A 25,002-nucleotide genomic window follows, 5' to 3' on the forward strand; every position below is an offset into this window, starting at 1 on the left:
TATAAAGAAGACATTAATGGTGGAGTTCAACAACTCTACCTTTAACAAAATAGAAGCTTTTAATATCAATAATGTTAAAATATGCTACAAAAATCCCTGCTTAAATGCCTCCTTAACAAGACTACCATCCTCTCTAACATCAAAAACTTCCTTCATTTGAGCAATTCGCCTTTGTATCGGGCTGATGGAAAGAGACACAATTTTTTCTAAATCTTTTATTTTATATCCTTTTGATAAGTACAATAAAATTTGACGATTAATATCGTCAAACATTAAATCTTTTTTCCAAACTTCTTGAATTATCTTTTTTACAGTTGGACTTTTAAAATTAGTTCCATCAAGAATCTCTTTTACAGCAATTGGAAGATTTTCAGGAGTTATATCATTCTTGATAAGAAGTCCATCTGGCTGTATTTTTTTTACAATATCATATACAATAATCACTTCGGTATGAGCAGTGATTAGTATGACTTTACAACTAGATGTTTTTTTTCTGATAAATTTAGCCAAATCACTGCCGGACAATATTCCCGCTTGTTCATAGCTTGGTAATCCTTGATCTACTATAACCAATTCAAAAGAACACTTTTCGATGGCAGCAAAAGCAGTTTCACAATCATAAGCTTTAGTAAAAACAAAAGGTTTATCAAAAAAGTCCTTTTGAGATAAGCTATCAGTATATCCTGCTACAGTCATAGGATGGTCGTCAACAATAAGAACATTCATAAATTATAAATTAACTTTAACAAAATAGACAGTTTTTATAGCTTTAAAAATCAAGTAGAGAAATTAGTTTGCTTTAAATTTTGATAAGCCAATGCAATTCTCCTTTTTAATAATTGATAGTAATGAATTCTCAACAAAAGAAATACTAAATCTTTTTGAATACTTCCCAAATTACTTTTGTGCTGGTGTAGTCAAAGATAACCAAACAATAGCAAATCAAATTACAAAACTAAAACCTCAGTTGGTTTTCATACAAATTCCAACCAAAGCTAATGAAAGTGAAATAGTATTTCAAACAATTCTAGAATTATTCCAATACATAGAGACAGTACCTTACTTTATTGCATTGGCAAAAACTCCAAATTTTGCTTTACAAGCAATTCAATCAGGTTTTTCAGAATATTTAACAGAACCAATATCAATGCATCAAGTAGGAAAGGCTCTCTTTAAGTTTGAAAAGAGAACACCTAAAAAATGGATTTCAAGTATTTGCATTAAATCATATAGTGATTACCAATTTGTAAATTTAGAAAACATTGTCTATTTAAAAGCAGATAACAATACTACCGACATTCAATTGATGAACGGTAAAACAGTAAATGCTTATAAAACACTGAAGCATTTTGAAAACACATTACCATTTTATTTTTTAAGAATACACAAAAGCTATATCGTAAACATCAACCACGTTTCACGTATTCATTTCAGCCAATCCAAATGCTACATTAATTACAATCAGGCATTACCGTTTTCACTTAATTACAAAGATAATATTGAGGCTATTATTAGAAAGATAGAATTTTAAAACTCTCAAAAAACTATGAATTAGGCTTGCATTTTTAAAACAGGATACTTCACCCCTTAGATTCTACATAAAACTATCAGAATGATTAAAATCACTATAAACATTTAAAAATCAACAGAATTCTAAACCATATAAACTTAATTTGTCTTGATTTGAAACACTAAATCAATAGAAGCTTCTACAATAATTATTGAGTTTGGGGAAACATTCTCCTAAAAGAGAATATCATTCTTAATAATTCAGAACAGCTAATTCCCAGCTTTTCTTCTAAAAAAGTAACTGCAATTCGCAAAAGTTACTAGAAAAATTATTTCTAATACTTAAACTATTTTTTATGAAAAAGCTATTTTTTATGAGCTGCATTACAATTACAACAGTAATGTCTTCTTGCACAACAGACAGTATTGAGGAAACTAATACCTCAGCAAGTGAAATTTCTGCAAATTCAACACCAAATCCCAGCAATATTGACAGCGGTGGAGACTCAAAAGATAAAGACAAAGGAAACAACTAAGCATTACATTACAACAACCCAAATAAATTAAAACTTATTTGGGTTTATTTTACTTATTTTTGATTTGCATAATAATGTATTCAAATACGAGATGAGCAAGTTAAACGTATTCTTTTTTTTATTTATAATTATTGCCTGTAAAAACAATAATGAAAAGTCAAAATGGCAACAAGCAGATTATTATTTAAAAAAAATAAATTCTGATACTATTAGAGAAACTGAAAAGGTAAAATATATAGATACGTTATACAATAATCTTATAAATAGTAAAAATGACTCAATAAACAGAAACCTGTTATTTGATGTAGTAAGAGAGTATTTCAAAATAGACCATAATGAAACTTACTTAAAGACCACTAGAGAATTACTTGAGCTTTCTGTAGCTAAAAAAGATACGTCGCATATCGCGAAATCACTATGCTTCATTGGCGATTATTACGAAAACAGTTCAAAAATAGACAGTGCTTTTGAATACTATTCAAAAGCTGAAAAATTATATAAAAAAATTAACGATTCTTTAAATATTGGCAGATTAACTCTTTATAAAGCAGGTATTTTATATGATGCAGGTATTTATACTGAAAGTGAAATAGAAACAGCTAAAGCATTGAAAATTTTAATTAAATCAAATCATGAACGTTTAATTTACGAAGGATATAATTTAATGGCAATCACCTTAGAAGAATTAAATAATTATAAAACTTCTTTGAAATACTTCAACATGGCTCTTGATCAGTTGGATAAAATGGAACTAAACAATTATCCAAAAAACAAAATATTTCAATCCAAAGCTTCCGTGTACAATAATATCGGGCGTGTATATGAAAAAACCCAAAACTATCAAGCTGCTATAAATCTTTACAATAAAGGACTGCAAACACAAAACCTCAAACAAGATTATCCTAAGTTATATGCAATGTTGCTTAATAATCTGGCATATTCCAAAATGAAGATTGGTAATTATACCAATGTAGATAACCTATTTTCTGAGGCCTTAAAAATTCGCGATAGCCTTCAAATAACAGCTGGAATAATATCTAGCAAAGTGAGCATAGGTGAATACTATTTGCAAAAAAAAGACACGCTTAAAAGTTTAAAATTTTTTAAAGAAGGATTTGCCTTAGCTAAAAAAATAAAAAGCAGCTACGATGTAAAAAATACATTGAAACTATTGAGCGAAAATGATATACAAAATAAAGATTATTACAGTAAATTATATATTAAGATTAGTGACAGTCTTCAAAATATAGAACGAACTACACGAAACAAGTTTGCCAGAATAGCTTATGAAACAGAACAGGTAGAAGAGCACAACGAAATATTATCTAAAAAGAATAAATATATTTTAACTAGTTCAGTAATTGGTATCCTTTTTCTGAGCTTTCTATTTATTGTCTATCGCCTAAAAATAAAAAATAAAGAATTACTTTTTATTCAAGAACAGCAAGAAAGCAATGAAAAAATTTATCAGTTAATGATGAAACAACAACAACTAAATGAAACCGTTAGAAATGATGAAAGAAATAGAATAGCAATGGAATTACACGATGGAATTATAAATAGAATTTTCACCACCAGATTTAATTTAATGCAATTACAACCTGAACAGGTTGAGAAAAAAGAACAATTGGTAAATGAGCTGATTAATGCCGAAGCCGAAATTAGAAAAGTATCCCATGACCTACAACAAAATCTTTTTTTCAAAGACAATAGTTTTCAAGAAGCAATAACTAATTTGGTTGAAACACAACAAAATGAATTCCACACAGAATTTGGTTTATCAATTGATAAATATATAGATTGGTCATTAATAACAAGTGAAAGTAAAATACACATATACAGAATAATTCAAGAAGCACTTCACAATGTAAATAAATATTCAAAAGCAGAAAAATGTTTTGTATTCATCTTAAAAACTGGAGATAAAATAACCATTCGCATATCAGACAATGGGATTGGTTTCAATCCTGATAAAATTAAACTTGGAATTGGTTTAAAAAACATGAAGCAAAGAACAAAATCTTTAAACGGAACTTTTAAAATTAATTCTGACAACGAAGAAACAACCATAGAGGTCATTTTTTAATTAAAACCAATTTCATCAACAAACAACTAAGCCTGAATCTCTACTAAGTTTATTTTAAAGCTACTCTTAACATTTATAAACTCTTTGCCGAGCTAGTTTTTCATTTTAAAATGGATTTTAATGCTCGAATTTCATCTGCATTTGCTGTTTCACTTCCATCTATAATTGCGGAAGAATGATAGAACGTTGCTTTGGTTTTTTCTTGAACAGACATTAGATTTTCAGCGCGTAAACTTCCGCCAGGCATTATTGTTATTCGATTACTGGCTTTTAACACTAATTCTGCTAATTGATTTGCACCATCAACTACATTTTTGGCTTGACCCGAAGTTAAAATGGTTTGAAAACCGCATTCAATAATTTCTTCAAGCGATTGAAATACATTTGAAACTTCGTCAAAAGCGCGGTGAAAAGTACATGGAAAGGGTTTGGCTAAATTCACTAATTCAGCATTTTGAATTGTATTTATCGAATTGTCTTCATTCAAAATTCCGAATACAAATCCGTTTACTTTTAGCTTTTTGAATGCTATAATTTCTAGTTTCATTTGTTCAAATTCGGCATCAGTATAGGCGAAATTTCCACCTCGTGGTCGAATCATTACATTCAAATCGATGGTAATTAATGCTCTTACTTTTTGGGTCGTTTCAAAACTAGGTGATGTTCCTCCAACTTCAAATCCGGCACAAAGTTCTACTCTGTCGGCTCCATTTTCTTGAGCGATTACAGCTGAAGTGAGATTAAAACAAGCGATTTCGAGTTTATTCATCGTTTTAAAAAGTCATCAGTAGAAGTAAATATTAGAAATATTGTTTAATCCAAACCATAAAAGGGTATTTCTTGCTTCGCTTTTTTTATAACTATATAGTGCTTCTATAAATTCTATTCAACTCTTTTTTTATTCAACACCTATTTCGTCAACAAACAACCAAGCCTCAGAACCTGCGCCAGGATTTCCATCTTGAATTTTACCTAAATTAGTGGCAATTACTTTTACATATTGGGCTTTCATTGATTTAACATCCAATACAACTTCGCCTTTTACCTCTTTAATTTCAGATGAATTGAGCTGGGCAACGCTTTCAAAATTTTGTCCATCATTTGAAAGCAAAACTTCAATCTTTTTTGGAAAATAAATCCAACTGCCTTGACTTTCTAAAACGCAAAGTGTGACTTTATTTATAGTTTCTGGTTTGCCTAAATCGATAGTAGCGTTCAAGTCTTTGCCTAAAAAACCTAACCAATCACGACCAAATTTACTTCGATTTCCAATAATTCCATCCACTAGCGTCAATGCACCGCCAATACTATAATTTTCATGGGGTTGATGGACTAATGTTATCTTTTTTCCAACTGCGTTGCTCCAATAAAAACGTTGCTCAATGGTGGCACTTTTTTGTTTATCGTTTTCAAATAAAGCCGCTTTTAGGGTTTGCCCTTTGGTGATTTCTATTGGATTAGAGTAAGGAATTGAACTTGAACTTGGATTGGAGCCATCGGTGGTGTAGCGAATTCCGTTGGAATTATTGGCAGATTTTAGTTCGAATAAAATTCCGTTTCCACTCGTTGAAGGTTTTACTTTGGTAGTGATTTGATAAATTGATTTGCTGTAATTGATCCCTTTTTTATCAAAAATATCAAAATGTTGTATCATTCTGTTTTGAAAATCGGCGAATTTCTCTGGATTTGAAGTTCCCCAAACTACTTCGGACAAGGCTAACATTCTTGGGAAAATCATATACTCAACATGGCTTGGCGTTTCGATATATTCCGTCCAGAGATTGGCTTGTGCACCGAGAATGTATTGTGCTTCATCAGCAGATAATTCTTTTGGTGTTGGGTTAAAAGAGTACACTTTTTCTACTGGTGTATAGCCGCCAAAAGCTATGTGTTCATTTTTAGGTTCGCCTTGATAATGATCAAAATAACAGTGTGAACCTGGCGACATGACTACATAGTGTTTTTCTTTGGCAGCAGCAATGCCGCCTTCGGTTCCGCGCCAGCTCATAACTGCTGCATTGGGAGCTAATCCGCCTTCGAGGATTTCATCCCAACCGATGATTTTTCGACCTTTGGCATTTACAAATTTTTCAATTCTTTGGATGAAATAACTCTGTAGCTCGTGTTCGTCTTTTAGATTTTCGGTTTTCATACGCTGTTGGCACTTTGGACAGGCTTTCCAGCGTACTTTTGGACATTCATCGCCACCGATATGAATGTATTTGGAAGGAAACAAATCAATAACCTCGGACAGAATGTTTTCTAGGAAAGTGAAGGTTTCGTCTTTTGGACAAAAAACATCGTCTAAAACGCCCCAAATTTTACCCACTTCAAATGGTCCGCCAGTACAGGAATATTCAGGATAGGCTGCTAATGCTGCCACGGCATGACCGGGCATTTCAATTTCTGGAACTACAGTAATGTGTCGTTGATTTGCATAAGCAACAATTTCTTTGATATCGTCTTGAGTATAAAATCCGCCGTAGCGTTTATCATCAAACTTTTGGTCGGAATAATGACCTACCATGGAACCGTTTCGATAAGCGCCAATTTCAGTCAGTTTTGGGTATTTTTTTTATTTCGATGCGCCAACCTTGGTCATCGGTTAAATGCCAATGAAAGGTATTCATTTTGTACATGGCAAGATAATCAATGTATTTTTTGATGAATTCTTTTGGAAAAAAATGTCTGGCACAATCGAGGTGCATTCCACGCCAAGCGTATTTGGGTTCGTCTGATATATTCATCCAAGGAACTCGAATTTCAGACGATTTTTCTAGTGGAAGTAATTGAGAAAGTGTTTGAATTCCGTATAAAATGCCTTGATTTGAAAAGGCGGTTATCACAATTTTATTACGTGAGCTACTTAGTTCATAGTGTTCTTTATTGACGTTTGTAGCATCGGGTGACTTTAAAATAAGCTGAATACTATTGGAACTGTTTTTAGAAGTTATCATTAAATCTAAGCCCGTTTGTGCTTTGATTACTTCTTTTAAATAATTGGCTTCAAACGAATTTTTAGCTGCTTGAATGGTGGTTTTGGCTGTTATAGTGCAACTTCCTTTTCCTAATAAAATTGATTTGGGTTGCGGAATTAAAGGCAACTGTTCTTGTGCAAAGGAAAGATTAAACAGCAGTAGGGATAATAATAGCAGTTTTTTGGACATAAATAGATACAATTTGCAATGGCTAAATTTAGGTAAAAAACAAGCTGCTTGCTACTTTTCTTGTTTTAAAAAAAAGGCAGAATACTAGTTGTATTGTATAACTGCTGAAAAAAGGGTGTCAAAACAATTGGCTTTGACTGCGTGTAAACATTGCCATGAAATTAGGATGGTTTAGGTAACTGTTGCACAACCACCATTTTTTAAAATAAAAATTCTAAAAAAAAGACCTCTTTAGAAATGATTTTAAAGAGGTTTGTTTTTTAAACCTGACAGGTTTTGAAAACCTGTCAGGTTTGATTGAGGAGAGAATAAATTCCTAACAACTATTTTAGTAAAAAAACAAAACAGTTACATTATTTTTATTACCTTCACATCAGTTTTACAAATTTGCATTGCAAAAAGGATAGAACTAGAAACACCATGTCGCATCTATGTCGCACTAACGATATAGCAACCCTATGCCATCGCTATGGGAAAGCCCTACCAAACTTATGATATAAGTAATCCATATTTATACTAATCCAAACAAAAATGCCTTTCAAATTTGAAAGGCATTTTTAATAAAAGTATATAAGGGTGTAAATCTACTCCTGTTTCAAAGTATCAACTTCTTGAACTACTTCTACTTCCTCAGTAGCAACTTCACCTTTGAATTTTCCGTTTTCGTCATACATTGACATGCATTTTTCTTTGCACTCAGCAGAACAACCGTTGTCATCACACATTTTTGCACATTCTTCCTTAGTCATTGATGCCATCATAGCAGTATCACATTTTGAGCAATCCAACTTTTGTTCTGTTTTAACACAACAAGAAGCTTTTGTAGTAGTTGCACCTGCTTCGTGACCTCCTAAAATTGGAGCAATTACCAATCCAATTAAACAAGTCAATTTGATTAAAATATTCATCGATGGACCAGAAGTATCTTTAAATGGATCACCAACTGTATCTCCAGTTACCGCTGCTTTGTGAGCATCAGAACCTTTGTATGTCATTTCTCCATTGATTTCAACACCAGCTTCGAATGATTTTTTAGCATTATCCCATGCACCACCAGCATTGTTTTGGAACACTGCCCAAAGTACACCAGAAACCGTAACTCCAGCCATATAACCACCTAACATTTCAGCGATTAGTTGGTTGTTATCAGCATAAACTAATTTTCCTAAAAGTACAATAGCAATAGGGAAACCAATAGTCAAAATACCTGGCAACATCATTTCACGTAACGCTGCTTTTGTAGAAATTTCAACACATTTACCATATTCTGGTTTTCCAGTTCCTTCCATAATACCCGGAATTTCTCTAAACTGACGACGTACTTCATAAACCATATCCATTGCCGCTTTTCCAACAGAATTCATTGCCAAAGCAGAGAAAACCACTGGTATCATTCCACCAACGAATAGCATCGCTAATACTGGAGCTTTGAAAATATTAATACCATCAATTCCTGTAAAGGTTACATAAGCAGCAAATAAAGCTAACGAAGTTAATGCAGCCGAAGCAATAGCAAAACCTTTTCCAGTTGCAGCAGTTGTGTTACCAACTGAATCTAAAATATCGGTACGAGTACGAACTTCTTTTGGTAATTCACTCATTTCAGCAATTCCACCAGCATTATCAGAAATTGGTCCAAATGCATCGATTGCTAATTGCATAGCCGTTGTAGCCATCATTGCCGAAGCAGCCAAAGCCACACCATAGAAACCTGCAAAAGCATAAGAAGCCCAAATTGCAGCAGCAAATAAAATTACAGTTGGGAAAGTAGAAATCATACCTGTAGCTAAACCAGCGATTACGTTAGTTCCTGCACCAGTTGATGATTTTTGTACGATTGCCAAAACTGGTTTTGTACCTAAACCTGTATAATATTCAGTCACTGAAGAAATAACGCCACCAACCACTAAACCTACGATTGTTGCATAGAAAACTCTCATCGAAGAAATCTCTTTTAATCCTTCACCATAGAATTCCATTTGCATTACTTCTGGCAACATATATTTAACCAAACCAAAACAAGCAATTGCAGTTAAAACAATAGAAACCCAGTTTCCAACATTTAATGCACCTTGAACTTGTTTTTCTTTAGCATCATCACTTGAAATTTTAACTAACATTGTTCCGATGATTGAGAATAGAATTCCGAAGCCTGCGATTGACATTGGCAATAAAATTGGACCAATTCCGCCAAAAGTGTCTTGAATACTTCCGCCCATATCTTTGATAACATAGTTACCAAGAACCATTGCTGCAAGAACTGTTGCTACGTAAGAACCAAATAAATCGGCACCCATTCCTGCAACGTCACCTACGTTATCACCAACGTTATCTGCAATTGTAGCAGGGTTTCTTGGATCATCTTCTGGAATTCCAGCTTCAACTTTACCCACTAAGTCAGCTCCAACATCGGCAGCTTTAGTATAAATTCCACCACCAACACGAGCAAACAAAGCAATAGATTCTGCTCCAAGAGAGAAACCAGCTAAGGTTTCTAATACGATAGTCATATCATCTGTAGAAGTCCAAGTTCCTTTCATGAACACTTGGAATAAAATAATAAAGAAACCAGTTAAACCAAGAACTGCAAGACCTGCAACTCCTAATCCCATAACGGTTCCACCACCAAAAGAAACTTTTAAAGCTTGAGGCAAACTAGTTCTTGCCGCTTGTGTTGTTCTTACGTTGGTTTTGGTAGCAATCTTCATCCCGATGTTTCCTGCAAATGCAGAAAATATAGCACCAAAAACGAAAGCTACAACTATTAAAATGTGCGTAGTTGGAACTACAAAAGAAATTCCAGCTAACGCAATACTTGCTCCAATTACGAAGAAAGTTAGTAATCGGTATTCTGCCTTCAAGAAAGCTAATGCGCCTTCATAAATGTAATCTGAAATCTCTTTCATCTTACCATCGCCTGCGTCTTGTTTTAAAACCCAAGCTTGTTTGTATAGCATAAATGCTAAGCCAATAACTGCCATTACTATTGGCAAATAAATCATAAAATTATCCATCTTTATTTATTTAAAATCGGGCTAAAATAACAATTTTTTAACAATTTAAACAATATATTATTTAATATTAGTTCATTTATTATACATATTTATTATCAAGCTTTATACAAAGGAATATAAAATAAAAAAACCAGTGCCTTTTAAATTAAAAGCACTGGTTTGATATATATAAATTGGATTTTAAACCAAAAATAATCTAGAAATGAAACCCAAACGAACCTTTTACTGTGAAATTATTTCCATCAGGAACATCTCTGTAATTTCCACGCCAAGCAAAATCTAGTCTAAAAACTTTGAAGATATTTCCAATTCCTGCGCTGTATTCCCAATAAGGTTTTTCAGGTGATTGATAGATTAATCCCGATGCATTGATAGCTTGATTTTCATCGGAAACCGTTCCATAAACTCCTTTGACACCTATAATTTCTCTAAGATTTAATTTTCGTAAACCAGGAATTCTAGCAAATATTTTTCCTTGGAAGTTGTGTTGCCAATTGATAGTCGCATATTGATCAGCTACAAATTCGTAGAAATTTAAGTTATTAAACGTATTATCAATAATAAAATAAGTTTGGTTACCAGGAACAACACTCATCAATCCTAAAGGAATTTGACCAAATGTTTTTCCTAATTCTACCGTAAAATTAGAACGACCAATGGCACCTATAATTACAGGTTGCTTGTAATACAATTGAATTTTTTGATAATCAAAATCACTATCGATAAAACCTTTCAAACCTTGACTATAATTGATGAAAAAGCGACTATATGGACTATCAACTTCTCTTCGTTCTACACCATAACCAATGGTTTTTCTTTTTGGTGTATATTCAAATTGCAGATTGATTTCAGATTGTTTTACTTCGCTATTGGTTGTAGTAAAAGTGTTATCATTAAAATAATCCAAACTAAAAGTATCTGATGCCGATTCTAAAGTTCGATAGGAAAATCCTAATTGCATCGTAAAGTTTTTAGCAGGTTCAATTTCAGCAGCTATGGTAGTCAAATTAATATTCGTCAATTTTCCGTTTGCACCAGTGGTAAAAACTCCCGACGATGCATAACTTCTCCCTAAAACATCATTAGTAGTCGTTAAGCTTGCTCCAATTTGTTCCACATCACGACGATTTCCTCCCGAAAGAATGATTCTGTTTTTCTTATCAACCATCCATTTCCCTGAAAAACCATATTTGAATTTATTATCTTCAAATCCATAAGCCGTGTAAGCTTGCAAACGCCAAGTATCATTCGGTCCAAAATACGTTCTACCACCAACGCGAACTCGAACACCTTCGACTTCATTATAACCAAAGGTTGAGAAAATCGGTCCATAATCAAAGTTTTTAAACTCAACATAACCACTTCCTAAAATGGAAACCAAGTTATACATTCGCTGGAATTTCTTGACTGTTTTCAGCGTATCAAGCATTTTATAAATGCCTTGTTCGTCTTTGTTTAATTTCTCAAATCGATTCTCACTCCAATAATTGTCATCTTTGTTGTAAACCGAATTGTCTATAAAATTGATTTCTTCTTTATAGAATTTCTCAGGTTTCTTTTCATTGAATTTGAAATTTTGGTACATGGTTGTTCGCTTTCCATAAATACCTTTGGATTCTTCTTTCTTTCTCAAAGCAAAATCCGACATCATATAATCGCGGGTTGGCAAGAAAACAGAGTCGTTCAAAACTTCAAATTCCTGTTCGATATAAATATCTTTAACCCAGTTAATATTGGCGCTTTTGGTTACAGCCATATTGATTTTCTTGATGGCAAATGTGGTATCGTTTACCCAAAAATCACCTTTAAAAGTCAATTCGTTTTTACGTCTTGGATAAAAAACAATATTATAGCAGAGTTTATTATCAATAACTGCGGTATCTGCCAAAACATAGTTGTAAACATCTATTCCAGTTCGAGACAACGGACTTGTAAAACTTTTATCGAAGAAATTCAAATAGTTGTCATAAATATCAAAATCGTTGTACAAATCTTTGATAAAGGTATTTACACCATCTCCATTTCCTAAACCTGAGTTTTTATTGGCTTTTAAAATTTCTTTGGTTTTCTTAATCTGATTATCACCATAAACTTCCGAAATGGATTCGTTGATAAAAATTGGCAAATAGGTTTTTCCTGTTACTCGCGAAGTATCAACATTCTTGAAAACAAATTCCATTCCTTTGAAAATTTTACTTTTCATCATCGCGCTATCGATGGTATTCATGTCAAATTCTACCTTTTCATATTTGTCATACTGGTATTGTTTGAACATTTTCAATCCATTTTTTCGTCTTCTTTCCCAAATTTTTCTCAAAATATCCAACGCAGGATTGTTTTTCTTGGAAGTTTTTCCGGCATAAACCACAACTTCTTTCAGGCTTTTTCCTTCGCTTAGTACAATTTTAAAATCATAACTAACCGATTTGGTTAGCTTTACTTCTTTGGTTGGAAAACCAACAAATGAAACCAATAAAGTATCATAATTATCTGGAGCTTCAATATAAAAACGTCCGTCTTCATTGGAAACTACACCAATTTTTGAACCCTTAAAAACTACATTGGCATAAGGAATTGGCATATCAGTATTGTCCACAACCATTCCGCTCACTTTGGTTTGAGCAGACATAAAACTTACAGAAGCAAACAATAAAACTAAAGTTAAAATACTATTTTTCATAGGCACAAAAAAACCACGCTAAGCGTGGTTTCAAATATAGTAAGTTTCTTATTACCTATACATAACTTTTTTCACTGCCTTTACCACATCATTTGAATTAGGCAACCATTCTTTTAATAAGGTTGGCGAATATGGCGCTGGCGTATCAGCAGTTGTAATTCTTTGAATTGGTGCATCAAGATGATCAAACGCTCTTTCTTGAACCATATAGGTAATTTCTGAAGCTACAGAAGCAAATGGCCAAGCTTCTTCCAAAACTACTAAACGATTTGTTTTCTTTACTGAATTGATAATCGCATCATAATCCATTGGACGAACCGTTCTCAAATCGATAATTTCGCATGAAATTCCTTCTTTTACTAATTCTTCAGCAGCTGTTAAAGCTTCTTTGATGATTTTTCCAAAAGAAACGATAGTTACATCTTTTCCTTCTCTTTTAATATCGGCAACTCCTAACGGAATAGTGTAATCACCTTCTGGAACTTCACCTTTATCACCATACATTTGTTCTGACTCCATGAAAATAACAGGATCGTTATCACGAATAGCAGCTTTCAACAAACCTTTGGCATCATAAGGAGTTGATGGAACAACTACTTTCAAACCTGGCGTATTAGCAAACCAGTTTTCAAAAGCTTGTGAATGCGTTGCACCTAATTGTCCTGCAGAAGCTGTTGGTCCACGAAAAACCATCGGCATTGGAAATTGTCCAGCAGACATTTGACGCATTTTAGCAGCATTATTGATAATTTGGTCAATTCCAACTAATGAAAAGTTAAACGTCATGTATTCAACAATTGGACGACAACCGTTCATAGCAGAACCAACGGCAATACCAGCGAATCCAAGTTCAGCAATTGGCGTATCGATAACTCTTTTTGGACCAAACTCGTCCAACATTCCTTTGGAAGCTTTGTAAGCACCGTTGTATTCGGCAACTTCTTCACCCATTAAATATACTGATTCATCGCGACGCATTTCTTCACTCATCGCTTCGGCAATTGCTTCTCTAAATTGTATCGTTCTCATATAATGATTATATTACTGTCTGTAAATTTTGAAACGCAAAAATAAAAATTAAAAGTGATAAAAAAACAAATTAAACTATAATTAATACAGCACATTTCAAGACTTTACTTTAAAATTCTCTGAAACCAATTTCTAATCCACTACGAAATCGATTGAAAATTGAAAAATTAGTATGCAAGCATAGTAAAATTAGAAATATATTTTATACTTTTACGGACAGAAATTTTTTAATCAAAAATATATGAAAATATTAGTTTGTATTAGTCATGTGCCTGATACTACCTCAAAAATCAATTTTGTTAACGGCGATTCTGAATTCGATACCAATGGCGTTCAGTATGTTATCAATCCAAACGACGAATTTGGACTAACAAGAGCGATTTGGTTTCAAGAACAACAAGGTGCAAATGTAACTGTGGTAAATGTTGGTGGTGCTGATACTGAACCAACTTTGAGAAAAGCTCTAGCCATTGGTGCTAACGAAGCTATACGTGTAAACGCAGCAGCAACAGATGGTTTTTTTGTAGCAAAACAATTAGCCGAAGTAGTAAAATCTGGAAATTATGACTTAATAATCTGCGGAAAAGAATCATTAGATTACAATGGTGGAATGGTTCCAGGAATGCTTGCAGGTCTGTTAAACTACAATTTTGTAAATTCATGTACTGATCTTAAAGTCGATGGAACTTCTGCAAAAGCATCTAGAGAAATCGATGGCGGAAAAGAGGTAATAGCTGCTACACTTCCTTTAGTTATTGGAGGACAAAAAGGTCTTGTTGAAGAAAAAGATTTACGTATTCCAAACATGAGAGGAATCATGACAGCAAGAACAAAAGCATTAACAGTTCTTGAACCAGTTACAGCTTCTGTAGAAACAAAAGCAGTAAAATTTGAAAAACCAGCTCCAAAATCAGCAGTAAAATTATTCGCTGCAGACGATTTAGACGGATTAGTTAGCGCGTTACACAATGAAGCAAAAGTAATCTAGTAAAACGATTAATTTTTAATGATTAAATATTAATCAGTAAAAATCAAATTCAAAAAATTAATCATTTATAATTAACATTTAAAAATTAAAAAAATGTCATTATTAATATATGCAGAATCAGCCGATGGAAAATTCAAAAAAGTAGCTTTTGAATTAGCATCGTATGCAAAAAAAGTAGCTGAATCATTAGGAACAACAGTTACAGCTGTAGCAGTAAACGCTTCAGATGTTTCTGAATTATCAAACTATGGTGTAAACAAAGTTTTGAAAGTAACTAATAGCAAATTAGACAACTTCAATGCTAAAGCGTTTGCCGATGTTGTAAAACAAGCAGCGCAAAAAGAAGGCGCAAAAGTAATCGTACTTTCTTCAACGACTGACAGCTTATATCTTGCGCCATTAGTAGCAGTAGGATTAGAAGCAGGATTTGCATCCAATGTGGTTGAATTACCTGTTTCAACATCACCATTTCAAGTAAAAAGAACCGCTTTTTCTAACAAAGCTTTCAATATTACCGAAATCTCAACAGATGTAAAAGTAATTTCTATTGGAAAAAATTCATTCGGATTAGTAGAAAGCTCATCTTCACTAACTGAAGAAGATTTCACACCAACATTAAACGATGCAGATTTCAACGTAAAAGTAGAATCAGTAGAAAAATCAACAGGAAAAGTTACCATTGCCGATGCAGACGTAGTAGTTTCTGGCGGTCGTGGACTAAAAGGTCCAGAAAATTGGGGAATATTAGAAGAATTAGCAACCGTTCTTGGCGCAGCAACCGCTTGTTCAAAACCAGTTTCCGACTTAGGTTGGCGACCACATAGCGAACACGTTGGACAAACCGGAAAACCAGTAGCAACCAATTTATACATTGCCGTAGGAATTTCTGGAGCAATCCAACACATCGCTGGAATCAACTCATCAAAAGTAAAAGTAGTCATCAATTCCGATGCTGAAGCACCATTTTTTAAAGTGGCTGATTATGGAATTATAGGCGATGCATTTGATATTCTTCCAAAGTTAACTCAAAAGTTAAAAGAATTCAAAGCAAGCAACAGCTAAAGATAAAACTAACTCTAACCCGAAAAACTATCTGAAAAACATTTTTTTAGGTAGTTTTTTTTATTTTAAGAAGCGAAACTTTTTTGTTACTTTGCAGTCGCAATTCCTGCTATCCGTTGCAATCTTTCTTTTTTGATAAAAAAGAAAGGATTTCCACTACTATCAGGGCTAAATTGCCAACTGAATTGAATAGAAATCAGTGTTTCAAACATAACTATTCAACAATCATAAATCGACATTCAACAATCTAAAATCTCTATGAGTTTAGTAAAACTAACCATAAAAGGAATATCATACAGTCAAACGCAAAATGGCGCGTATGCTTTAATATTAAACGAAGTTGACGGCGAAAGAAAACTGCCAATCGTTATTGGCGCATTCGAAGCACAATCAATCGCTATAGCGCTTGAAAAAGAAATCAAACCGCCAAGACCATTGACACACGATTTATTCAAAAGTTTTGCCGACCGTTTTGACATCGTAGTAAAACAAGTGATTATTCACAAATTGGTTGACGGCGTTTTCTATTCCAGTATCATTTGCGAAAGAGACAAAATAGAAGAAATCATTGATGCTCGAACTTCCGATGCTATTGCATTAGCATTGCGATTCAACGCACCAATTTTTACCTATAAAAACATTTTAGACAAAGCTGGAATTTATTTAAACAACCCAACAGAACTAGAGAATCCAAACGACGATGATGATGGCGTTCTTTCAACACCAGAAACATTTGGATTAGACAACGAAGGAAAAGAACCAAGCGAAGGTTATTCAAAATTAAGTCTATCCGAATTGCACGCTCAACTAGAGTCAGCAGTTCAAGACGAAGATTATGAAAAAGCAGCAAGAATAAGAGACGAAATTTCTAAACGAGAATCGTAACTTTTAAACCCATCAACTTCTAACCTTTTAAACCTCTTCAAAGTGAAACAATACCACGATTTAGTAAAGCACGTTTTAGAAAACGGAACTCAAAAAGGCGACCGAACTGGAACTGGAACCAAAAGTGTTTTTGGCTACCAAATGCGTTTTGATTTAGCCGAAGGTTTTCCAATGGTTACCACCAAAAAACTACATTTAAAATCAATCATTTATGAACTATTATGGTTTTTAAATGGCGATACTAATATCAATAATTTAAAAGAAAATGGTGTTAAAATTTGGGACGAATGGGCTGATGAAAACGGCGATTTAGGTCCAGTTTATGGTCATCAATGGCGCAATTGGAACAGCGAAGAAATTGACCAAATCACGGAATTAATTGATACTCTAAAAAACAATCCAAATAGCCGCAGAATGCTAGTTTCCGCATGGAATCCATCTGTTCTTCCTGATACTTCAAAATCATTTTCAGAAAATGTTGCTAATGGAAAAGCAGCTTTGCCTCCATGTCACGCTTTCTTCCAGTTTTATGTAGCTGACGGAAAATTGTCTTGTCAGTTATACCAACGAAGTGCTGATATTTTTCTTGGCGTTCCGTTCAATATTGCTTCCTATGCTTTATTTACAATGATGATTGCTCAAGTTTGTGATTTACAAGTTGGCGAATTCATCCATACTTTTGGCGATGCACATATTTATAACAATCATTTTGAACAAGTAGAATTACAATTGTCTCGCGAACCAAGACCTTTGCCAAAAATGATATTAAATCCTGATGTGAAAAATATTTTCGACTTCAAATTTGAAGATTTTACCTTAGTTGATTATGATCCGCATCCACATATTAAAGGTCAAGTAGCCGTTTAGTTATGAAAAAAATCGTTTTTTTGGTTATCGGATTGGCAACAATTTTTGGACTTACTTGTAATTCGAGTAGTGTGAAACAAGCCGTTGTTATCCAGAAAGATGCTCCAAAAAAAATGCAAGATTTCGTCATTAATATTTCAAAATACACTCGAAACTTTGACAATAATTTCATTATAATTCCTCAAAACGGCGAAGAATTAGCATACACAAATGGCGATATTAGTAAAAGCTTTAACGAAAACTACCTCAAAGCTATTGATGGATTTGGGATTGAAGAGCTTTTTTACAACGAAACTTTTAAACCAAACGAATACCGAATTGGTATTTTACAAAAAATAAAAGACCAAAAAACCGTTTTAGTTTCAGAGTTTGTAAACGATACTACTTTTATTAAAGACGCTCAAAACAAAAATGAAAACGAAGGTTTTGTTAGCTTCATTAGAACCAAAGAAAACTATCATTATTCGATAATTCCTGAGAAAATTCACAACGAAAACAGCAACAATATTTCATCTTTGAGAGAAGTAAAAAACTTTTTGTACTTAATAAACAACAGTAATTTTTACAGCAAATCAAAATTTCTAGAAGCTATTTCAAACACTAATTATGATTTAATTTTCATTGACTTATATCACAATGGCGTTCTTTTTAAAAAGGAAGAAATCGACAAATTGAAACAAAAGAAAAACGGCGCAAAACGACTAGTAGTTTGCTATATGAATATTGGCGCAGCCGAAAAATATAGAAACTATTGGAAGCGCGATTGGACTTTAGGAAATCCATCATGGTTAAAGAAAAAATACGACGGCTACGAAAATGAGTTCTGGGTAGAATATTGGAACAAAGATTGGCAAAAAATTATTTATGGTAATGACGATTCTTATGCTAAAAAAATAATTGTTGCTGGTTTTGACGGAGTTTATCTCGACAATGTTGAAGCGTATTATTTTTTATATAATGACTAAAAAAATCCGTTGCAACAAACAAACAACGGATTTTTCACTAAAACCAATAAAACTTATACAGTAACCACACTGTTTTCAGAACCAGCAAATTCATTATAAACATAACTGTCTGCTTCTGGATCGTTGATGTAAGAACCATCAACTAAATATTTGTATTCATATGTAGAATCTTTTGGCACTTCGAAAAGACCTTTGAAAGTTCCGTTTTTTAACTTTGATAATTCACCTTCTTCTGGGTTCCAATTATTAAAATCACCAACAACAGCAGCAAATTTTGCATCTTTTGCTTCAATAGAAAAGGTAACCTTGCATACTGGTTTTGTTTTTATAAATTGCTTTTTGATAGACATAACTAATTCATTTATAGATTACTGAAGCAAAGTAACAGCATTTTTTCTTATGTTCAACAATAACAATCATTTTTAGTAAATTACTAAAATCATACGCTTTTTTAAAGAGAATCAACAAATTATAGGCGAATAAATTTTTGATACCATATTAAGAAATCGTTTTCTTAATAAATTATCTTAAAATGAAATTTTACTAATTTAAAAATATATTCTATATTTATTGCTCAATTTTTGACTTATGGACAGAGAACAGCACGAACTTTATGAATATGCCAAAGACAGAATAAAGCAAAAAAAACGCTTATATTTTCACTTTGTTCTTTTATTTTTAGGCAGTATTTTTTTATTCATTGCAAACAATTGGCTATCGTTTTATCCTGAAAAAAACTGGTGGCTTTGGGCAGTTACCATCTGGATTTTTCTTTTTGTACTTCACGGAATTAAAGTCTTTATCACCGACAGCTTTATGAACAAAAACTGGGAAAGAGCTCAAATTGACAAACTTATGCTCAAACAAACCAAAAAAATTGAACAACTAAAAAACGATTTAGAAAATTCTAAATCAACTACACCATGATTATAACCATAGCTGCCATTGGAATAAATAATGAATTAGGAAAAGACAACCAACTAATTTGGCATTTGCCCAATGATTTTAAACGATTTAAAGCCTTAACAACTGGTCATTACATCATAATGGGAAGAAAAACTTTTGAAAGTTTTCCAAAACCACTTCCTAATAGAACGCATGTAATTATCACTCGACAAAAAAACTACACAGTTGAAAACTGCATTATTGTAGATAGTCTAGAAAAAGCCATTGCGGCTTGTCCAAAAGATGAAGATATTTTTATCATTGGCGGAGGCGAAATCTACAAACAATCTATTGATTTTGCTGATAAACTAGAAATCACTCGAGTATATCATTCGTTTGAAGCCGATACTTTTTTTCCCGAAATTGATACTAAAAAATGGGAATTAATATCCGAAGAGTTTCATTCAAAAGACGAAAAACACGATTATGACTTTTGTTTTCAATCCTATGTTTCCAAGCAATAAAATAATGCGCTATATTTGTCAAAAATTGTAAAATGTCAAAAAACATAACTCCATATAGAGATTCATCATTAGGAAAAAAAGAACAAGTAACCCAAATGTTCGATAATATTTCGGGGAATTATGATGATTTAAACCGAGTAATCTCACTTGGAATTGATGTAAAATGGAGAAAAAAAGTAGTTGCGCTTGTCGCTGAAAAAAATCCAGAAAACATTCTCGATATTGCAACTGGAACTGGTGATTTAGCTATTTTAATGACTTCAACTTCGGCAAAAAAAATTGTTGGACTTGATCTTTCCGTTGGAATGCTTGAAGTTGGGAAGAAAAAAATAGCCACTCAAAATCTTTCTGATAAAATAGAAATGGTGGTTGGCGACAGCGAGAACATTCCGTTTCCTGATAATTATTTTGATGCCATTACCGTTTCGTTTGGTATTCGAAATTTTGAAACTTTAGAAAAAGGTTTAGCTGAAATTTACCGTGTTTTAAAACCTGGCGGTATTTTTGTAATTCTTGAAACTTCAGTTCCTACTAAATTTCCATACAAGCAAGGTTATTCTTTTTATACCAAAATGATTTTGCCATTGATTGGAAAAGTATTTTCTAAAGATAAAAATGCTTATGGTTATCTTTCCACTTCGGCGGAAAATTTTCCTTTTGGCGAAAAATTAAACAATATTTTGAGAAAAGTTTCGTTTATAGATTGTGTAGCTTTACCACAAACATTTGGAGTGGCAACGATTTACACCGCAACAAAAAAATAATTTTTGAAGATTTTCTCTAAATGAAAAGACTAACTTGCATATTATTTCTACTGATAACATCTCAATTTTTTGCTCAATTTGGGCAAAGTGTTTTTTCAAAAGATCCAATTATTAACCTTGAAAACTTTGATAGACAACGTGTTCATTGGGGTTATTTTCTTGGTTTTAGCAGTTTTGATTTTAAAACCGATTATAAAGTTCCAGGAAACGATATTGATGTAAAAGGTCAAACTGGTTTTAATGTTGGTTTAGTTGGAAATCTCCGTTTGCACGAATACATCGATTTGCGTTTTGAACCAGGATTATATTATGCATCAAGAACGCTTACATATTCAGGTTTCACTAGTGATATTGATGCTATTCGCGAAGTAAAAGCAACCTATATAAACTTTCCTTTATTGTTAAAATTCTCTTCGTTAAGAACAGGAAATGTTCGTCCCTATTTGGTTGGTGGTGTTTCTACCACTTTAAATCTTTCAAGTAATTCAAAATCTGACGATGATAATTACCAACAACGATTTAGAGTAAAACCTTGGACACAAAACTATGAAATAGGTTTTGGAATTGATTTATACTTTGAATATTTCAAATTTTCGCCGTCAATTCGGGGTGTTTTTGGATTTAATGACGAGTTAATTCGAGACAACAATCCAGATAGTCCTTGGACTGGAAATGTTGAATCGATGAAAACTAGAGCAGTTTTAATCAATTTTACGTTTCATTAAAATCGTCGGCAAAATTCACTCAAGATAATTGCCGTAGCCGTTGCTACATTTAAACTTTCGGTTTTTTTTAATTTTCCAAAACGTGGAATTGCAATTCTATTAGTAACCAATTTTTCTATTTCGGCTGAAATTCCGTTGGCTTCATTTCCAAAAACTATAATTCCATCAGCAGGTAAATCTTCGGAGTAAATGTTTTGTCCATCCATAAAAGTTCCAAAAATCGGCAAATTACTATTCAAAATAAATTCTTTGATGTCTAAGTATTGAATATTAACACGAGCAATCGATCCCATTGTTGCCTGAACTACTTTTGGATTAAAAACATCAACCGTTTCTTTAGAACAAATAATTTGCTCAATGCCAAACCAATCGCACAATCGGATAATAGTTCCTAAATTTCCTGGATCACGAATGTCGTCAAGCGCAACAATTAATCCTTTATTAGAACTCTTTGTCTCTTTTGGCATTTGAAAAACGGCCAAACAACTGCTTGCCGAAGATAATGCTGTTATTTTTTTCATCTCAGCTTCGGTTACGACCGTTTTATTTTTAACCGAAAACGAATTAAAAACTTCTTCGGTAGCAAATAAATCTTCAAGAACAAAATTTGATTGTAATAATTCTTGAATTACTTTTACGCCTTCGGCAATGAAAAGTTGATGTTCTAACCGATATTTTTTCAGTTGAAGACTAGTTATCCATTTAATTTGGTTTTTACTAACCATAAATAGTTTATTTTTGAATTAAATTTTTGCAAACTTTGAAACTTTTCAGCACAAAAATATCATTTATTATTCTATTAGCCTTCATTTTTGTTGGATGTAACTCTACAAAAAAAGTTCCCAACGGAAAAAAACTACTTACCAATAACACTATTCTTGTTGACGATAAAAAAGATAAAAACGAAGAAGTTTTTAATCAATTGTATCAAAAACAAAACACAGCTTTGCTTGGTTTTCCGCTGCGATTGAACATCTATAACTTAGCAAAAGAAAAAACCGATTCGATTTACAGAGCAAAATACATCAACAATCCCAAAAAATATGCTCGAAAATCCAAATGGTTATCTCGAAAACAAGTAAAACGTCTTGGAGAATCGTTTTGGTACAGCGGCATTCATAATTTTTTAAAAAAAACTGGCGAAGCTCCAATTCTGCTTGACACTTCGAGCACAAAACGTTCCGCAAAAAGACTGAATTCTTACTTTAAAAACAAAGGCTATTTTGACGCTAAAACCGATTTCAAAATTGATAGCATCGCACCAAAAAAAGTAAAGATAAAATACAATGTTACCAAAGGTAAACCCTATATTCTAGATTCAATTTATGCTACAATACCAAGCAAACCGCTAGATTCTATTTACCAATTAAGAAAAAAGAATTCTTTAATTTTTAAAGGTCAACAATTTGACACCAATATTTTTGAAGAAGAAAGCAAACGAATCACCGAAGATTTTAGAAATAACGGTGCGTTCTATTTTCAAAAAAACTATGTCAATTTTGTAATCGATACGCTAAACAATAAAAAACACCGTCCAAACATCAATATTAGTATTGAAGACCAAAGAGTTAAAACCGAAGACAGCGTAACTTCTATCGGGTTTAAACTTTATAAAATCAATAAAGTTAATATCTACACCGATCATAACACAGCAAATCCTAACGCAAAAATTACCGATAGTACAACATATAATAACTTTACATTATACAGTGTTGACAAATTGAAATACAAACCAAAGTCATTGACCAACGGAGTTTTTGTAAATAAAGGAAACTATTTCTCTGATTTTAGAACCGCTGTAACCTCAAAATATCTAAGTAATTTAAAGGTTTTCAACTATCCGTTAATTCAATATGTTCCTGATAAAAATGACGAAAACGGATTGATTGCCAATATCTTTTTGACGCCAAGAAAAAAATATACTTTTGGTTTTTCTACCGACTTTACGCATTCCAACATTCAAGATTTTGGTATCTCAGGAAATACATCGTTAACCATTCGAAACGTTTTTAATGGTGCCGAAACCTTTGACATTGGTTTTAGAGGAAATATTGGTTCCTCACGCGACATGGCAAATCCAAATAACAACTTCTTCAACATCTCCGAAATTGGTATCGATTCCCGTCTTAATTTCCCGCGTTTACTTTTACCTTTTAACACCGACAAAATCATACCAAAAACAATGATTCCTTACACTACGTTCAGCGTTGGTTATGCCAAACAACGAAATGTAGGTCTGGACAAACAAAACTTCACCAGTTCGCTTTCTTATAATTGGACACCAAAAAGAAACACAACTTTAAAACTTGATTTAATTAATATTCAGTTCGTTAAAAACTTAAATCCGTCCAATTATTTCAATATTTATCGTTCGTCATACAACGCTTTGAACAACGTTGCTGAAAATTACCCAGTAAATCCAGAATTTATAAATGAAGATGGAAATCTAATCATTGAAGACGGTGTTTTAGGTTTTTACAATCAGGTTTTTGATGCCGGAAATCCTTTAGGCGTTACTCCAACCGATGCAAAATCAGTACTAAGTATCCTAGAAAGACAAGCCCGTTTAACCGAAAATAACTTGATTTTTGCTTCAAATATTGCCTATTCCAAAACTTCTAAAATCGATTTAACCGACAACGATTTCTATGTTTTTAAAGCCAAGTTTGAATCAGCTGGAAACTTAATTTCCTTGATTGCTCGCGCTTCAAAACAACTTCAAAATCAAGGTGGCGCAAACACTATTTTCGATGTTGAATTCTCCCAATATCTAAAAACCGAATTCGAATACATCAAACATTGGAGTTTATTCAAGCGAAGTGTTTTTGCAACGCGAACCTTCTTTGGTATTGCTATTCCATATGGAAATTCTAACGATATTCCTTTCTCCCGAAGTTATTTTGGTGGCGGTTCAAATGACAACAGAGCTTGGCAATCTTATAGTCTTGGTCCTGGAGCAAGCGGTAGCGTTCTAGATTTTAATGAAGCCAATATGAAAATTGCTTTAAGTGCGGAATATCGCTTTAATATTTTCCAAAAACTAAACGGTGCGCTTTTCTCCGATATAGGTAATATTTGGAACGTTTTAGATAATACCATCGCCGAAGAAGCCATCTTCGAAGGTTTCAAATCATTAAAAAACATTGCCGTTGGAACAGGTTTCGGATTTCGTTATGATTTTAACTTCTTTATCGTTAGAATTGATATGGGTTTCAAAACCTACAATCCTGCCCGTCCTGAAAACCAAAGATGGCTTAAAGAAATGCGCTTTGACAAATCAGTATTAAATATCGGGATAAATTATCCATTCTAAAAT

22 protein-coding genes are annotated in these 25,002 nt (G+C 32.9%); 13 read left to right on the forward strand and 9 right to left on the reverse strand.

The window, feature by feature from the left end; all coding sequences use genetic code 11:
* Positions 1–84: 84 nt before the first annotated feature.
* A complete protein-coding gene (locus IAI56_RS08090) occupies positions 85–726 on the reverse strand; it encodes a response regulator (protein ID WP_187657389.1) in 642 nt (213 codons plus the stop codon).
* A gap of 91 nt (positions 727–817) precedes the next feature.
* Between IAI56_RS08090 and IAI56_RS08095 the strand changes: the two genes are divergently transcribed.
* The 3 genes from IAI56_RS08095 to IAI56_RS08105 all read left to right on the forward strand — a co-directional run bounded on the left by IAI56_RS08095 (position 818) and on the right by IAI56_RS08105 (position 4,131).
* Positions 818–1,531 carry a LytR/AlgR family response regulator transcription factor gene (locus IAI56_RS08095; RefSeq protein WP_187657390.1) on the forward strand — a complete coding sequence of 238 codons (714 nt, stop codon included), beginning with the start codon at positions 818–820 and terminating at the stop codon, positions 1,529–1,531.
* Positions 1,532–1,865: 334 nt separating this feature from the next.
* The gene (locus IAI56_RS08100) at positions 1,866–2,045 is read left to right on the forward strand and encodes a hypothetical protein (RefSeq protein WP_187657391.1); all 180 of its coding nucleotides are present in this window, start codon (positions 1,866–1,868) and stop codon (positions 2,043–2,045) included.
* 91 nt (positions 2,046–2,136) lie between these two features.
* Positions 2,137–4,131 (forward strand): ATP-binding protein, encoded by a 1,995-nt coding sequence (locus tag IAI56_RS08105; RefSeq protein WP_187657392.1) that lies wholly within the window; start codon positions 2,137–2,139, stop codon positions 4,129–4,131.
* 100 nt (positions 4,132–4,231) lie between these two features.
* Here IAI56_RS08105 and IAI56_RS08110 read toward each other — a convergent pair whose 3' ends face one another.
* From IAI56_RS08110 to IAI56_RS08130, 6 genes are all read right to left on the reverse strand, one after another.
* Positions 4,232–4,900: a copper homeostasis protein CutC gene (locus tag IAI56_RS08110; RefSeq protein ID WP_187657393.1), complete on the reverse strand. Its 669-nt coding sequence runs from the start codon at positions 4,898–4,900 to the stop codon at positions 4,232–4,234.
* Positions 4,901–5,029: 129 nt separating this feature from the next.
* Complete coding sequence (locus tag IAI56_RS08115) at positions 5,030–6,658, reverse strand: glycoside hydrolase family 20 protein (RefSeq protein ID WP_244970335.1); 1,629 nt, start codon at positions 6,656–6,658, stop codon at positions 5,030–5,032.
* A 25-nt stretch (positions 6,659–6,683) separates the two neighbouring features.
* Positions 6,684–7,298, reverse strand: a complete 615-nt coding sequence (locus tag IAI56_RS16255) for a family 20 glycosylhydrolase (RefSeq protein WP_244970336.1) — start codon at positions 7,296–7,298, stop codon at positions 6,684–6,686.
* Between the two features lie 584 nt (positions 7,299–7,882).
* Positions 7,883–10,312, reverse strand: coding sequence for a sodium-translocating pyrophosphatase (locus tag IAI56_RS08120; protein WP_187657394.1), 2,430 nt, complete (start codon positions 10,310–10,312; stop codon positions 7,883–7,885).
* A 196-nt stretch (positions 10,313–10,508) separates the two neighbouring features.
* A complete protein-coding gene (locus IAI56_RS08125) occupies positions 10,509–12,992 on the reverse strand; it encodes a DUF5686 and carboxypeptidase-like regulatory domain-containing protein (RefSeq protein ID WP_187657395.1) in 2,484 nt (827 codons plus the stop codon).
* A gap of 51 nt (positions 12,993–13,043) precedes the next feature.
* Positions 13,044–14,021: a pyruvate dehydrogenase complex E1 component subunit beta gene (locus tag IAI56_RS08130; RefSeq protein ID WP_187657396.1), complete on the reverse strand. Its 978-nt coding sequence runs from the start codon at positions 14,019–14,021 to the stop codon at positions 13,044–13,046.
* Positions 14,022–14,262: 241 nt separating this feature from the next.
* Between IAI56_RS08130 and IAI56_RS08135 the strand changes: the two genes are divergently transcribed.
* From IAI56_RS08135 to IAI56_RS08155, 5 genes are all read left to right on the forward strand, one after another.
* The gene (locus IAI56_RS08135; RefSeq protein WP_187657397.1) at positions 14,263–15,009 is read left to right on the forward strand and encodes an electron transfer flavoprotein subunit beta/FixA family protein; all 747 of its coding nucleotides are present in this window, start codon (positions 14,263–14,265) and stop codon (positions 15,007–15,009) included.
* A 93-nt stretch (positions 15,010–15,102) separates the two neighbouring features.
* A complete protein-coding gene (locus tag IAI56_RS08140; protein WP_187657398.1) occupies positions 15,103–16,071 on the forward strand; it encodes an electron transfer flavoprotein subunit alpha/FixB family protein in 969 nt (322 codons plus the stop codon).
* A 258-nt stretch (positions 16,072–16,329) separates the two neighbouring features.
* Entirely contained in the window at positions 16,330–16,956 is a 627-nt protein-coding gene (locus IAI56_RS08145) for a bifunctional nuclease family protein (protein WP_187657399.1), read from the forward strand.
* Positions 16,957–16,998: 42 nt separating this feature from the next.
* Positions 16,999–17,823, forward strand: a complete 825-nt coding sequence (locus IAI56_RS08150) for a thymidylate synthase (RefSeq protein ID WP_187657400.1) — start codon at positions 16,999–17,001, stop codon at positions 17,821–17,823.
* A gap of 2 nt (positions 17,824–17,825) precedes the next feature.
* On the forward strand, positions 17,826–18,788 hold the full coding sequence (locus IAI56_RS08155; protein ID WP_187657401.1) for an endo alpha-1,4 polygalactosaminidase: 963 nt from the start codon (positions 17,826–17,828) through the stop codon (positions 18,786–18,788).
* Between the two features lie 53 nt (positions 18,789–18,841).
* Here the strand turns inward: IAI56_RS08155 and IAI56_RS08160 are convergent, their stop codons facing one another.
* Complete coding sequence (locus IAI56_RS08160) at positions 18,842–19,138, reverse strand: isoamylase early set domain-containing protein (protein ID WP_187657402.1); 297 nt, start codon at positions 19,136–19,138, stop codon at positions 18,842–18,844.
* 238 nt (positions 19,139–19,376) lie between these two features.
* Here IAI56_RS08160 and IAI56_RS08165 point away from each other — a divergent pair, with 238 nt between their 5' ends.
* From IAI56_RS08165 to porT, 4 genes are read left to right on the forward strand one after another with little or no spacing between them, the layout of a single operon-like run.
* Positions 19,377–19,715, forward strand: coding sequence for a 2TM domain-containing protein (locus IAI56_RS08165; RefSeq protein WP_187657403.1), 339 nt, complete (start codon positions 19,377–19,379; stop codon positions 19,713–19,715).
* On the forward strand, positions 19,712–20,197 hold the full coding sequence (locus IAI56_RS08170) for a dihydrofolate reductase (protein WP_187657404.1): 486 nt from the start codon (positions 19,712–19,714) through the stop codon (positions 20,195–20,197). Before IAI56_RS08165 ends, IAI56_RS08170 begins: the two co-directional genes overlap by 4 nt.
* Positions 20,198–20,229: 32 nt before the next feature.
* A complete protein-coding gene (gene ubiE / locus IAI56_RS08175; RefSeq protein ID WP_187657405.1) occupies positions 20,230–20,961 on the forward strand; it encodes a bifunctional demethylmenaquinone methyltransferase/2-methoxy-6-polyprenyl-1,4-benzoquinol methylase UbiE in 732 nt (243 codons plus the stop codon).
* 20 nt (positions 20,962–20,981) lie between these two features.
* Positions 20,982–21,686 carry a type IX secretion/gliding motility protein PorT/SprT gene (porT, locus tag IAI56_RS08180; RefSeq protein ID WP_187657406.1) on the forward strand — a complete coding sequence of 235 codons (705 nt, stop codon included), beginning with the start codon at positions 20,982–20,984 and terminating at the stop codon, positions 21,684–21,686.
* On the opposite strand, the gene IAI56_RS08185 is transcribed toward porT, so the two are convergent.
* A complete protein-coding gene (locus IAI56_RS08185) occupies positions 21,683–22,411 on the reverse strand; it encodes an RNA methyltransferase (RefSeq protein ID WP_187657407.1) in 729 nt (242 codons plus the stop codon). The genes porT and IAI56_RS08185 overlap by 4 nt on opposite strands.
* 35 nt (positions 22,412–22,446) lie before the next feature.
* Here IAI56_RS08185 and tamL point away from each other — a divergent pair, with 35 nt between their 5' ends.
* Positions 22,447–24,999 carry a translocation and assembly module lipoprotein TamL gene (gene tamL / locus IAI56_RS08190; protein ID WP_187657408.1) on the forward strand — a complete coding sequence of 851 codons (2,553 nt, stop codon included), beginning with the start codon at positions 22,447–22,449 and terminating at the stop codon, positions 24,997–24,999.
* The last annotated feature ends 3 nt before the right edge of the window (positions 25,000–25,002 follow it).

Source organism: Flavobacterium macrobrachii, from assembly GCF_014486675.1.
GTDB lineage: Bacteria > Bacteroidota > Bacteroidia > Flavobacteriales > Flavobacteriaceae > Flavobacterium > Flavobacterium macrobrachii.

Excerpts from the sequence above, each read along its gene's own strand:
- IAI56_RS08090 (WP_187657389.1), bottom strand. The coding sequence starts at position 726 with ATGAATGTTCTTATTGTTGACGACCATCCTATGACTGTAGCAGGATAT.
- IAI56_RS08095 (WP_187657390.1), top strand. The coding sequence starts at position 818 with ATGCAATTCTCCTTTTTAATAATTGATAGTAATGAATTCTCAACAAAA.
- IAI56_RS08100 (WP_187657391.1), top strand. The coding sequence starts at position 1,866 with ATGAAAAAGCTATTTTTTATGAGCTGCATTACAATTACAACAGTAATG.
- IAI56_RS08105 (WP_187657392.1), top strand. The coding sequence starts at position 2,137 with ATGAGCAAGTTAAACGTATTCTTTTTTTTATTTATAATTATTGCCTGT.
- IAI56_RS08110 (WP_187657393.1), bottom strand. The coding sequence starts at position 4,900 with ATGAATAAACTCGAAATCGCTTGTTTTAATCTCACTTCAGCTGTAATC.
- IAI56_RS08115 (WP_244970335.1), bottom strand. The coding sequence starts at position 6,658 with ATGGTAGGTCATTATTCCGACCAAAAGTTTGATGATAAACGCTACGGC.
- IAI56_RS16255 (WP_244970336.1), bottom strand. The coding sequence starts at position 7,298 with ATGTCCAAAAAACTGCTATTATTATCCCTACTGCTGTTTAATCTTTCC.
- IAI56_RS08120 (WP_187657394.1), bottom strand. The coding sequence starts at position 10,312 with ATGGATAATTTTATGATTTATTTGCCAATAGTAATGGCAGTTATTGGC.
- IAI56_RS08125 (WP_187657395.1), bottom strand. The coding sequence starts at position 12,992 with ATGAAAAATAGTATTTTAACTTTAGTTTTATTGTTTGCTTCTGTAAGT.
- IAI56_RS08130 (WP_187657396.1), bottom strand. The coding sequence starts at position 14,021 with ATGAGAACGATACAATTTAGAGAAGCAATTGCCGAAGCGATGAGTGAA.
- IAI56_RS08135 (WP_187657397.1), top strand. The coding sequence starts at position 14,263 with ATGAAAATATTAGTTTGTATTAGTCATGTGCCTGATACTACCTCAAAA.
- IAI56_RS08140 (WP_187657398.1), top strand. The coding sequence starts at position 15,103 with ATGTCATTATTAATATATGCAGAATCAGCCGATGGAAAATTCAAAAAA.
- IAI56_RS08145 (WP_187657399.1), top strand. The coding sequence starts at position 16,330 with ATGAGTTTAGTAAAACTAACCATAAAAGGAATATCATACAGTCAAACG.
- IAI56_RS08155 (WP_187657401.1), top strand. The coding sequence starts at position 17,826 with ATGAAAAAAATCGTTTTTTTGGTTATCGGATTGGCAACAATTTTTGGA.
- IAI56_RS08160 (WP_187657402.1), bottom strand. The coding sequence starts at position 19,138 with ATGTCTATCAAAAAGCAATTTATAAAAACAAAACCAGTATGCAAGGTT.
- IAI56_RS08165 (WP_187657403.1), top strand. The coding sequence starts at position 19,377 with ATGGACAGAGAACAGCACGAACTTTATGAATATGCCAAAGACAGAATA.
- IAI56_RS08170 (WP_187657404.1), top strand. The coding sequence starts at position 19,712 with ATGATTATAACCATAGCTGCCATTGGAATAAATAATGAATTAGGAAAA.
- ubiE (WP_187657405.1), top strand. The coding sequence starts at position 20,230 with ATGTCAAAAAACATAACTCCATATAGAGATTCATCATTAGGAAAAAAA.
- porT (WP_187657406.1), top strand. The coding sequence starts at position 20,982 with ATGAAAAGACTAACTTGCATATTATTTCTACTGATAACATCTCAATTT.
- IAI56_RS08185 (WP_187657407.1), bottom strand. The coding sequence starts at position 22,411 with ATGGTTAGTAAAAACCAAATTAAATGGATAACTAGTCTTCAACTGAAA.